Source organism: Candidatus Villigracilis saccharophilus (assembly GCF_016711665.1).
In genome coordinates this window covers 22,140-33,750 of record NZ_JADJSO010000054.1, presented here as the reverse complement: position 1 = coordinate 33,750, position 11,611 = coordinate 22,140, and the positions used below count along the sequence as shown (strand labels likewise).

Sequence of the window (11,611 nt, the reverse complement as noted above, 5' to 3'; positions counted from 1 at the left end):
ATTGTTTGTGCAATAAAAATCAATCAATTGTGGTTGGGTTTGGGATGAATGAAATTACCTTATTAATTGTTGATGACCATCCTCTCTTCCGTCAGGGAGTTGTGGACGCATTATCTTTAGAACATGATATGCGGATAATTGCCCAGTCAGCTGCTGGGGATGAAGCCTTGGAATTGATCCGTACAAAAAAACCCACTATTGCTGTTCTGGATGTGAATTTACCTGGTATGAATGGACAACAGATCACACACCAAGTAACCCAAGATAGACTCCCGACGCGGATCATCCTGATGACGGGCTATGATGATGTAGAGCAGGCCCTTCATGCCGCTCTGGCGGGTGCGCACGGTTATTGTTCCAAAAATATTGAACCCCAAACTCTTTCTCGCATTATTCGTGACGTTGCCGAAGGAAAGTTTGTTTTTGACAATAATGTATTTTCTCCTCATGAATTAGATATTTGGATTGAAGAAAGAATGGAAGGCGCTCGTCGCTCTTATAGTGAGCCTGGTACTCCGTTTCATCCATTATCAGATCGGGAGATGGAAGTTCTTGGCTGTGTGGTGCGTGGCTTAAGTAATAAAGAGATTGCGTCGATGTTGGGCATAAGCCATCAGACTGTCAAAAATCATGTCACTGCAGTACTAAGAAAGTTTGGCGTTGAAGATCGTACCCAGGCAGTTGTCTATGCTCTAAAGCGCGGCTGGGTTACATTAAAAGACGCAGATACGCGCCACTTGGAGTGAATTTATGACCGAGCCTATAGATAATAAAACCGAACTGGAAGAAACAAATCGTGCTTTGCGCGAAGTCACTTTAATGATCGAGCAAAGTCAGGGCGAGTTGGCGAAGATAACACAACGAAATGCAGCAATTTCCGCGCATTTACAGCAGGTGCAATTGCAAAAACAAGGGGCGACGATCGAAGAACTCAAAATGGCTTATGACTCTGCGCTGGATGTCCAGCAAAGGCTATTTGTTATGCGGGGTCAACTGGAAAAACTTCAAAATGATAAGAGCCACCTTGAGAAATATAAACTGATTTTGGAAAATGCTGTATCAAGTGCGAGTGAAATCTCCGTTGCTTCCTTGCCGGCGATTGGCGTGAAAAGCCAGCTGACTGGGATCGAAATGATCGTTAATGCACAGGAGGCGGAGCGCCAGCGCTTATCTCGTCAAATGCACGATGGACCCGCCCAGGCGCTTTCCAATTTTATTTTACAAACTGAGATCGCAATGCGCTTGCTTGACATTGATCCTGTTCAGGCTAAAGATGAATTGGGGAACTTAAAGACATCAGCGATGGGTACTTTTCAGAAAGTGCGTAATTTTATTTTTGAACTGCGCCCTATGATGCTTGACGATCTTGGTTTGACCCCCACATTAAAGAAATATGCCGATGCTTTCAAGGAGCAGGCGGGTTTGGAAGTGAGTGTGATCGTTACTGGTATAGAGCGGCGCCTCGAGCCCTATCTGGAAGTTATGATTTTCCGCGCAGTTCAAGAATTGCTTGGGAATGCCTCCCGTCATAGCCAGGCCACAATGGTCAAGATCATGGTTGATCTTGGGACTGACTTGATTCGAGTGAGTGTGGATGATAACGGTAAAGGGTTTGACCCAGAAACTCTCAGAGAATCTAATAATCTCGGATTGAAGCTAATTCGTGAGCGAGCCGAAATGCTTGGCGGGAATTTTGAGATTGACAGCGCAGCCGGTTCTGGAGCAAGGATAGTCTTTACTGTGCCGGCGAAGGTGTAGCTATTTTAAACAGAATTTGGTTACCTTGCAGTATTGTTGGCTGTTAGTGTGGCATTTCATTCAGCCACCCTGTAAAATGAGTTATTCTAATAAAAAATGACAACCTATTTTACATGGCAAGATTGAAAAAGTTGGCATCCTGTGAATGGTCATGCTTTTGTAATTTTCCTGTATAATATTTGTGTAATAAAAAACTAATAATAATTGCGATGATAGGAGAATACCATGCGACGTGGAAGAACTCTAATACTTGTGTTTCTGATCATCATCATTGCCTTGGTGGTTGGCTTCGTGGCTTTTCGCCAGTTTGCAACTCCAGCGCCTACGGTTCAACAGCCAGTAAATATTGAAGTATATATAGCTGCTCAGCCAATACCGCAGGGTGGAAAAATTACTGAGGATTTGCTCACTACTATAACAGTTCCACAGGATAAAGTGATCGCAGTCATGTTCACGCGTGACGAATTGAGCGCACTTACCAATAATAAGGTGGCTAAATACCCTCTTGATCAGGGTGTTCCGATCACCGAGGCGATGGTAAACGATGCTTCTGCCGCAGTCTCGATTGCGGGTCCGCAGTGGGCATCGTTAATTCCGCCTGGCATGACGGCCATGTCTCTCCCGGTTAGTCGTCTCGCCGTGGCAGGGTATGCCATCCAAAAAGGTGCGCATGTCAACTTGAACGCGTGTTTTAATTTTGTTGATGTAGATCCAACATTTCAAACCGTCCTCCCAAATTTAACTGCGGCACTTACAGGCACTGGATTTGTCCCAGACACCTTACCCGTTGTTACGCTTGGGGTGGGGGCTGCTGGCTCTCCTCAAGGAAGATTAGAGTTGGATCCCTCCTTGCAGCAACCATATTATTTAATTCCATCTGAAGCACAGCGTCCTAGAATGGTTTGCCAAATGTTGCTTCAAGACGCGGTCGTGTTGGAGTTGGGTAATTCTCCGCTTCCAACCGCTGCAGTAGTTGCGCCGGCTCCGACAGACCCAAATGTGCCTGCCGCAGCGCCTGTCGCACCTGACATTATCACCTTGATTGTCTCTCCACAGGATTCAATTACGTTGTCATATCTTATGTATACAAATGCGCAAATATCCATGGCGTTGCGTAATCCCTCGGATCAAGCCCGCCAGGCGACAGAAGCGTCAACGTTACAATTCCTGCTTAGTCAATATAACATTCCTGTTCCTGCGAAACTTCCGTACGCCATGCAGCCTAGTGGTCTTGTTGCCCCGTGTTTGCAAAATGATATTGCGAGCGGTATTTGTTCTCCAGTTTCACCGTCTCTCCTCAACCATAATAGTCGGGTTCGAGATATATACTTTTCGAAATATGAATTATTCAAATCTCCGGGTAGCTTGAAATGGCCGTGACTAAAATTCGGGTTCTTATCGTAGATGATATAGCAGAAACTCGCGAAAACATTCGTAAGTTGTTGCAGTTTGAATCAGACGTGGATGTTACCGGCGCTGCGCGTTCAGGCAAAGAAGGAATTCAACTTGCCCAGGAGTTGGACCCTGATGTTGTATTGATGGACATCAATATGCCAGATATTGATGGAATTACAGCAACAGAAGTGATTCGTCAAAAATCACCCCATATTCAGGTGTTAATTTTATCTGTCCAGAGTGATGGAAACTATATGCGAAAGGCGATGCTGGCTGGCGCGCGCGACTTTTTGACAAAGCCTCCTATGGGGGATGAGTTGATCTCTGCGGTTCGCCGTGCTGGTGAAATGGCGCATACTGAACGCGCAAAAGGTGCTCAGCAGCGTTTGGTTACCGCTGGTTCGTCTGGTTTGCCAATTTTGATGTCAAGTTTTGCCCCTGCGGCCAGTGGAAAGATCGTTACAGTATACAGCCCGAAGGGCGGAACAGGCTGTACAACAATTGCAGTTAATCTGGCGATTGCTCTGAACAATGAAGATACTCGTACTGTTTTGGTGGATGCAAACCTGCAATTTGGCGATGTGGCAGTTTTTGTCAATGAGCAGGGTAAGAACACCATTCTTGAACTTGCGCCTCGCGTGGATGAGCTTGAGTCGGAAGTTGTTGAAGAGATTTTAATTAAGCACGAGGCTTCCGGTATTCGAATTCTTGCAGCCCCTCAACGTCCCGAAATGGCTGAGAAGGTCTCTGCGGATCAATTTGCCAAGGTTTTGCAATTCTTACAAAGAATGTACGCTTATGTTGTTGTTGACACTTCGTCCATATTGACGGACGTCATTCTTTCCACCATAGATATTAGCGATGTGATCGTGCTTGTTACTACTCAGGAAATACCCGCGATTAAAAATGCACGGTTGTTTCTTGATCTTTTGCAAACCATGGGTATCCGGAAGGAAAAAATTGTATTTACCATGAATCGGTATGACAAGCGCATCGCGATCACACCGGAAAGAGTGAGTGATAACCTTAAGCATGAAGTATCGGCTACAATTCCTCTCGATGAGAAAATAGTGATCACAGCCGTCAACAGGGGAGTGCCGTTCATGCTGGATAATAAATCACAACCTGTTGGGAGGGGAATTTTTTCTCTGGCAGAAGTGGTGCGGGCGCGTTTGACTTTATTGGAATCTGAAAATGATTTGTCTCTTAAGCGTTAAGGAGTTTTTCTATGTCATTACTTCGGCGTATTGAGCAGGGTCAAGGAGGCGGTCAGCAGGACGGCGGCGCTCCCTTGCCTCAACAATCTGGTGGTGATGGCAAAGCAGGTGGGGGTGATTCTTCCCGCTTGTCGTCAATGCAGGCAAGAAGAGTCAGCGCGCCTATCACATCTCCACAGGCTGGTTCATATTTTGACTTAAAAACCCGTGTTCAAAATAAACTACTCGCTGAGATCGATCCCTCTATGGATGTATCCAGAACGGATGAAGTTCGGCGTACTATTCAAGGTTTATTTGAACAGATCCTTGCGGAAGAAAATATCGTTCTCTCACGCCCTGAGCGTGCGCGCTTATTTGAGCAAATCGCGGCTGAAATACTTGGCTTGGGACCGTTGCAATCACTGTTGGAAGACGATACGATCACCGAGATTATGGTGAATGGACCCAAGAATATTTATATTGAACGTAAGGGTAAACTTCATCGCGTACCCGTAACTTTTGAAAGTAATGAGCATGTAATGCGAATTATTGATCGCATTGTTGCCCCCCTCGGTCGTCGCATTGATGAGTCCAGTCCATATGTGGACGCGCGTTTGCAGGATGGCTCCCGTGTAAATGCAGTCATTCCTCCGATTTCATTGGTTGGCCCTGTGTTGACTATTCGTAAGTTCTCCAAGAATCCAATATCAGTTGACCAAATGGTTCAATTTGGTTCGCTTACAAATGAGTGCGTACAATTCCTTAAAGCCTGTGTTGAATCCCGCCTAAATATTATTATTTCAGGCGGTACAGGTTCAGGCAAGACGACGCTTTTAAACGTGCTTTCTAGTTTTATTCCGTCTGATGAGCGTATTTTGACGATCGAAAATGCAGCCGAGCTGCAATTGCGGCAGGAGCATGTTGTGACGCTTGAATCTCGTCCCCCAAATATTGAAGGCCGTGGCGAAATTACCATTCGCGATTTGGTCATCAATGCTTTGCGTATGCGCCCCGAACGGATTATTGTTGGCGAATGTCGTGGTGGCGAGACTTTGGACATGCTGCAAGCTATGAATACTGGTCACGATGGTTCGATGACCACGGCTCATGCCAACACTCCGCGTGATGCGATCTCTCGTATCGAAACTATGTGTTTGATGGCGGGCATGGATTTACCGGTCAGAGCTATTCGTGAACAGATTTCCAGCGCAGTGGATGTGATCGTTCAACAACAGCGTATGCGGGATGGTACTCGTAAAGTTATTACGGTTGCCGAGGTAAGCGGCATGGAAGGCGACGTGATCACAATGACAGATCTCTTCGTCTTTGAGCAAACAGGCGTTGAAAATGGAAGGATCGTTGGACGCCTTCGCCCTACTGGTCTTCGTCCAAAATTTATGGACAAGATCGAAGCTGCGGGCATTCATTTGCCCCCATCCATCTTCGGTATTGGAGAACGTCGCCGTTATTGATGACAACAAAATTTATGATTTGAAGCTCTTCAGCTTCATTGATCGAAGATAAAAAGCGATAGTATTTTATGCATACATTTCCGATAAACTATTTACAAGGATTAACATGATTACGTGGGTTATTATCATTGGCGGAATAATATTAATTATCCTATTAATCGTGGGCGTTTTTGTTTCCTCAAACAGTGAGCGTGCCCTGGTTGAACAGCGCTTAAGTAAATATCTGGATGATGACAAGAAAGGCAGCGACGAACGCGATCCTCAAAGATCTATGCTCACGGATTGGGTGTCAAGGCGGGTCGAAAAGACATCCTTTGGAGATCGTGTGGCTCGGGATCTTGCCCGCGCAGATATAAAATTTAAAGTTGCTGAGTATTTTGTTCTAATTGCTGTGACTATTCTGTTGGGCGGTCTCCTAGCTTGGTTTATTGGTAATAGGCATCCAATTTCAGCTTTGATTGGAGCTATTGCGGGGGCGTTTGCCCCCCGATTTTATGTGAAACGTCAGCAAGCCCAGCGTCTTCAAAAATTTAATGATCAATTGTCGGATATGCTTAACTTGATGGTAAACGGTCTGCGCGCAGGGTATTCAACCATGCAGGCAATGGAGGCGATCAGCAAGGAATTACCGTCACCAATCAATGATGAATTCCGCCGTGTTGTGCAGGAAATGCAGATCGGTATTCCAATGGAGACTGCCCTCGAAAATTTGTTGCGCCGTATCCCAAGTCCCGACCTTGACTTTGTTGTGACTGCCATTAACGTTCAGCGGGAAGTCGGCGGTAATCTCTCTGAGATTTTGGATAATATTTCCTTTACCATTCGCGAACGTGTTCGTATTAAGGGCGAAGTGCGTGTATTGACCTCTCAGGTACGTACCTCAGGAAGCGTTCTGTCCTTGATACCATTCTTTTTAACGCTTGTTTTGTGGTTCCTTAATCCTGAATATTTGATGTCAGTGACGCAGGGCGGTCCATTGTGTACTGCGGGAATTATTTGTGTGGTGCTTGGTTTGATTGGTTCCAGTTACTTTATTATGATGCGTATTGCGGATATCGAGGTGTAGTATGACTTCTACAACGATTGTTACGATTATTGTTGGCATTGTCATTCTTGGCGTTGCGATAGCACTTGTTGTTGTAGGTGCTCGATTTTCACGGGAAAATCAGGAAAATCAATCTGATCCTGTTATGGCACGCCTGGCTGAAGCAACCCAGCGTGGCGAAACGGTTTCGTTGGAAGATATTGAACTTCAACAGCCCTTTATGGAGCGGATTGTTATTCCCATCATAAAAAAGTTCGGGGAGATTTCGACACGTTTCACGCCACAAAAGCTTCTGGAAGAAACCACCCTAAAATTGGAACTGGCTGGCAATCCTGGGCGAATTGATGCATCGACTTTTTTGGCGACTCGTTTTGTTGGAGCTGGGGTGTTTGGCGGGCTTTTGCTCTTGATTTCATCACTGCCAACCGTGAACTGGCCGCTCGGGAGAGTAGTTCTGATCGTTGGCATCTTCACAGCGTTGGGGTTTTTCTTCCCGCAATTATGGCTTCAGAGTCGAATTAATCGTCGTCAGACCGAGGTGCGTAAAGCCATGCCTGATGCTCTCGACCTGTTGACGATTTGCGTTGAGGCAGGCTTGGGGTTTGATGCGGCGATGTCAAAAGTCAGTGAGAAGTGGGAGAACGAACTTTCGATTATGTTTGGACGTTGTATCCGTGAAGTTCAACTCGGAAAAACACAACGCGAGGCTTTGCGCGACATGGCAGACCGGCTCGGGCTGCCAGAGTTGACAAGTTTCGTTGCCGCTGTGATACAAAGCCAGATATTGGGTGTAAGTTTGGCGAAAGTTCTCCGTATTCAATCTGATCAAATGCGCATGAAAAGGCGTCAGTTTGCTGAGGAGCTCGCGCATAAGGCTCCTGTAAAAATGATTATCCCAATGGCTTTATTAACCTTTCCGTCGATTATGATAATTTTAATGGCTCCTGCGGCATTCCAGATTAGCAAGGCTTTTGGCCCTATCATAGGGAATTAATTTCTATCGCTTTGATGTGAAGAGGCCGCTTTGCAAAACTGGTCATACACAGCATATCGATTAATTTGGAGCGCGCTTGACCTGCTTTTTCCTCCCGAATGTGGGGGCTGCGGGAAAATGGGCTCTTGCTGGTGTCTGGATTGTCAAAAAAATATAAAAACACTAAAAGAAAATCTTTGTGAAGTGTGCGGTCTTCCATTGGAAAAGGCGGGGATATGTACCGTCTGTCAATTGGATCGGCCGCATTTTTGTGCATTAAGAGCGTGGGCAGTTTTTGATAATCCGGTTCGAAATGCGTTACACAAATTGAAATACAAACGGAACATATCAATGGGATATGCGCTTGCCGCACAAATGGTTGCGTTTGTGCGGGATTTGGACTGGCCGATTGACATGATCATACCTGTTCCGCTTGGGAAACATAGACTCAAAGAACGAGGCTATAATCAAGTTGCAATGATCGCGATGCCGCTTGCAATGGCGCTTAGTGTGGAATATGCTCCGGGAGAATTGACACGGAGCAAAGAAACGCGTTCCCAGGTGGAACTAACAAAACAGGAACGCAAGGAGAATGTTAAAGGCGCGTTTCAGGCTGGCGTGGGAGTGAAGGGGAAAAATGTACTAGTGCTGGACGATGTCTCAACAACAGGATCAACTTTATCATCCAGCGCAGAGGCGTTATATTTGTCAGGCGCAAAAAATGTTTACGCTTTGACAGTTGCCCGTGCGCTGCCCCATCATGGTTTACAGAACGCCTGAGCGTTTTGTTCGTAGCTTTTCATCCCAATAAGGAGGACGTATGTCCAACAAAGTGGAAGTTCAGACTCGTAATATTCGATTGACCGACAAGATTGAGGAATACGTTAATAAAAAGGCTGGTAATTTTGATCACTACCTGACCGCGATCGAAGAGGCGCGCGTGGAATTGGCTCACTATAAGGCAGCCCGCAATGCTGATGATCGTAATGTTGCGCAGATTACCGTGTATGGCAAAGGATTTACGCTTCGTACAGAAGAGCGCGCAGATGAGGCGCTGGCCGCTTTTGATCTGGCGCATGATAACATGCAGAGGCAGATCGAAAGATACAAGGGCAAGCATCAACATGGCCGCGGTGACGGGCGTTCTGCCGCCGAGGCTGCCGAACCGATCTTTGATGATGCGACAGGTGAGCTTTCTCCGCTTGTGGCGCGCAAAAAGAAGTTTGTTTTATATCCAATGACTGAAGATGAAGCTGTGGTTCAAATGCGAAATCTTGGACACGATAACTTCTTTATCTTTTATAATGCACAGACCAACAAAATCAATGTGTTGTACCGCCGCCGCAATGGAAGTTACGGATTGATAGACCCTGAACTCGGTTAAGATCAGGCAAATTTGACTGGCCTGGCGGCTATGCTGTCAGGCCAGTTTTCATTTTGGAGTTGCAATGGATTTTGACGATATAAGCGACAAGAAATTAGAGAACAACCCAATGAACGATGTCGTGGTTGAAGATGCCGTGATCCGCATACTCTCTGCGGTCGGAGAAGACCCTCAGCGCGAGGGATTGCAATTCACGCCGCGTCGTGTAGCGCGAATGTATCATGAATTGCTTGGCGGTTATACCATGGATCCAAAAGCCATTATTAATGGCGCTTTGTTTGAGGTTCAATACGATGAGATGGTGCTTGTGCGCGACATCGAGTTTTACAGCATGTGCGAACATCACATGCTGCCATTTATCGGCCGCGCGCATGTTGCTTATATCCCAGATGGGAAAGTCCTTGGCCTTTCAAAAATCCCGCGCGTAGTGGATATGTACGCGCGGCGCCTTCAGGTTCAGGAGCGCATGACCCGCCAGATCGCGGATTTCCTGCGCGACCTGCTCAAGCCGCAAGGTGTGGCTGTTGTTGTGGAAGCCATGCATTTATGTTCGATGATGCGCGGCGTGAAAAAACATGATGCGCGTATGACCACTTCCGCGATGCATGGTGCGTTCCGAGCCAACCTTGCCACGCGTCAGGAATTTTTGGCAAATATTTCTCGCGGTGCTTCGCCTTTGCAAATTTAAATTTATTGGATGGAAACCACGCTTTGCTCTTAGCCTTTATTTGGATTCTGTCGCTCAACCTCTACCGCCACTGAATCCGCTTCCGGTACTGCGCCAGGCTTGTCCACCCGTAAAATAACTCTAGCTACTCTCGGCTCTTGCAGGCAGACCTGTGCCAGGTCGTTTGCAAGTGCTTCGACAGTCATCCGTGACGCGCTTTCTGCATGAGCGCGGAGTTTTTTTGACATATCGCTGTAATTGACGCAGTCGGAAATATCGTCACTTTGAGCAGCGGAACTTGTATCCGTGTACATTGTTGCGTTGATGATGATTTCGCGCAGCGTGACGCGTTCCCAATCGTGAATTCCAAGGATGACCTTTGCACGTAAATTTTGGATGATGATTTTATCCATTATGAATTCTCTTTTAACCTGTGTTCGATCAACAAAAATAGGGCGGCTAATACAACAAGCGATATGACCTGCTCCTGTCTCACACCGTTCGATATTAATGTGCTGTCACCGCGAAAGGTGTGAAGAAATAGTTGAGAACCAGCTGTGAGCGCGGCGAAGGTGAGGAAGAGAATGCCCGGGCGAGTATCATGTCTTTTAAACCAGAGCAGGATAAAGATAAGTAGAGACGCGACTGTTTCGTATAGCTGAGTCGGATGCCGTGTCGCATTCCATAAATTGATGCCCCACGATTGATCCGTTTCTTTTCCAAAGGCTGTGCCGGCCGCCAGATGACCAAGTCCCATTCCAATTGAAAGGATCGCAAAGAAGGGCGTCAGAGCATCGAGGGTGTCCCAAAATAATAGCCCGCTGCGTTGACCGTAAATGAGCGCAACGAGGAAGGCAACTGCGGCGCCGCCTGCTGGGTCAAACATATCCGGGTTAACTGAGATAATGCCAAGCGGACTTTTGATAAATGCGGCGGTATTCTGTAAAACAAATGAAAGCCGTCCGCCAATGACGAATGCGAGCAAACCGTAAAAAATAATATTATTGATGTTTTCCTTGCTGATGCCGTGGCGTTCAGCGCGTTTTTCCGTGAGCGTGAGGCCGATCCATGCGGCGGCAACCAGCAATATCATGTGGCGTGGGGGCGAGAACAGGTTTCGGAATGTTGTCAGCATGTTATTTTAAAATTTCCTCGATGCGCGTGCGGAGCAGGGCTTCAGACATGGGACCGCCGATGACAACTTCGTTGATGACGCCATTACGGTTAATAAAATATGATGAAGGCAGTGAGCGCAATTGATATGCGGATGCGGCATCGCCTGTTTCTTCCAGAAGAATTGGAAAGGTCAGTCCGTATTCATCTATGAATGGCGCTACTGCAAAAGGATCGTCTTGATAGGTCATATTTACGGCTAGTACGATAAACCCTTGATCTTTATATTCTTTGTACATTTTTTCGATGGCGGGCATTTCAGACCGGCAAGGCGGGCACCAGGTTGCCCAAAGATTTACAAGGACTGCCTGACCGCGCAGCTCAGAAAGTGTGTACGTTTCTCCTGTTGGGGTATTAAGAGAGAAATCAGGCGCTGCGAAACCTGCCTGTGGTGCAGGGGGGATATTCCCTGATGTGGATGCTCCCGTTTTATCTGCTGAAAGCGCAATCCATGCTGCGCCTGCTATGAGGATGAGAAAGTAGAGAATGATCCGTTGAGTTTTGTACATGATTATTCGAGTATACATGAAATGGGGTGTAAAATTGAT

Annotated in this window: 13 protein-coding genes; 10 read left to right on the top strand and 3 right to left on the bottom strand. The window is 46.6% G+C overall.

Annotation, left to right across the window (positions count from 1 at the left end):
• Positions 1–5 precede the first annotated feature (5 nt).
• The 10 genes from IPL17_RS17150 to folE all read left to right on the top strand — a co-directional run bounded on the left by IPL17_RS17150 (position 6) and on the right by folE (position 9,911).
• Positions 6–746, top strand: a complete 741-nt coding sequence (locus IPL17_RS17150) for a response regulator transcription factor (protein WP_345308305.1) — start codon at positions 6–8, stop codon at positions 744–746.
• Positions 747–750: 4 nt separating this feature from the next.
• Positions 751–1,758, top strand: a complete 1,008-nt coding sequence (locus tag IPL17_RS17145) for a sensor histidine kinase (RefSeq protein ID WP_345308304.1) — start codon at positions 751–753, stop codon at positions 1,756–1,758.
• Positions 1,759–1,983: 225 nt separating this feature from the next.
• Positions 1,984–3,138: an SAF domain-containing protein gene (locus IPL17_RS17140; RefSeq protein WP_345308303.1), complete on the top strand. Its 1,155-nt coding sequence runs from the start codon at positions 1,984–1,986 to the stop codon at positions 3,136–3,138.
• Positions 3,129–4,370, top strand: coding sequence for a response regulator (locus IPL17_RS17135; protein ID WP_345308302.1), 1,242 nt, complete (start codon positions 3,129–3,131; stop codon positions 4,368–4,370). The genes IPL17_RS17140 and IPL17_RS17135 overlap by 10 nt, the downstream gene beginning before the upstream one ends.
• Positions 4,371–4,381: 11 nt before the next feature.
• Positions 4,382–5,821 (top strand): CpaF family protein, encoded by a 1,440-nt coding sequence (locus IPL17_RS17130; protein ID WP_345308301.1) that lies wholly within the window; start codon positions 4,382–4,384, stop codon positions 5,819–5,821.
• A 325-nt stretch (positions 5,822–6,146) separates the two neighbouring features.
• Positions 6,147–6,887, top strand: coding sequence for a type II secretion system F family protein (locus tag IPL17_RS17125; protein WP_345308300.1), 741 nt, complete (start codon positions 6,147–6,149; stop codon positions 6,885–6,887).
• A gap of 1 nt (position 6,888) precedes the next feature.
• Positions 6,889–7,860 carry a type II secretion system F family protein gene (locus IPL17_RS17120; protein WP_345308299.1) on the top strand — a complete coding sequence of 324 codons (972 nt, stop codon included), beginning with the start codon at positions 6,889–6,891 and terminating at the stop codon, positions 7,858–7,860.
• A 330-nt stretch (positions 7,861–8,190) separates the two neighbouring features.
• Complete coding sequence (locus IPL17_RS17115) at positions 8,191–8,619, top strand: phosphoribosyltransferase family protein (RefSeq protein ID WP_345308298.1); 429 nt, start codon at positions 8,191–8,193, stop codon at positions 8,617–8,619.
• 40 nt (positions 8,620–8,659) lie between these two features.
• The gene (raiA, locus tag IPL17_RS17110; protein WP_345308297.1) at positions 8,660–9,223 is read left to right on the top strand and encodes a ribosome-associated translation inhibitor RaiA; all 564 of its coding nucleotides are present in this window, start codon (positions 8,660–8,662) and stop codon (positions 9,221–9,223) included.
• A 64-nt stretch (positions 9,224–9,287) separates the two neighbouring features.
• On the top strand, positions 9,288–9,911 hold the full coding sequence (folE, locus tag IPL17_RS17105) for a GTP cyclohydrolase I FolE (RefSeq protein ID WP_345308296.1): 624 nt from the start codon (positions 9,288–9,290) through the stop codon (positions 9,909–9,911).
• A 29-nt stretch (positions 9,912–9,940) separates the two neighbouring features.
• Here the strand turns inward: folE and folB are convergent, their stop codons facing one another.
• The 3 genes from folB to IPL17_RS17090 are packed head-to-tail and all read right to left on the bottom strand — an operon-like array spanning position 9,941 to position 11,572.
• A complete protein-coding gene (gene folB / locus IPL17_RS17100) occupies positions 9,941–10,303 on the bottom strand; it encodes a dihydroneopterin aldolase (protein WP_345308295.1) in 363 nt (120 codons plus the stop codon).
• A complete protein-coding gene (locus IPL17_RS17095) occupies positions 10,303–11,025 on the bottom strand; it encodes a prolipoprotein diacylglyceryl transferase family protein (RefSeq protein ID WP_345308294.1) in 723 nt (240 codons plus the stop codon). The genes folB and IPL17_RS17095 overlap by 1 nt, the downstream gene beginning before the upstream one ends.
• Before the next feature lies 1 nt (position 11,026).
• Positions 11,027–11,572: a redoxin domain-containing protein gene (locus IPL17_RS17090; RefSeq protein ID WP_345308293.1), complete on the bottom strand. Its 546-nt coding sequence runs from the start codon at positions 11,570–11,572 to the stop codon at positions 11,027–11,029.
• Positions 11,573–11,611: the final 39 nt, after the last annotated feature.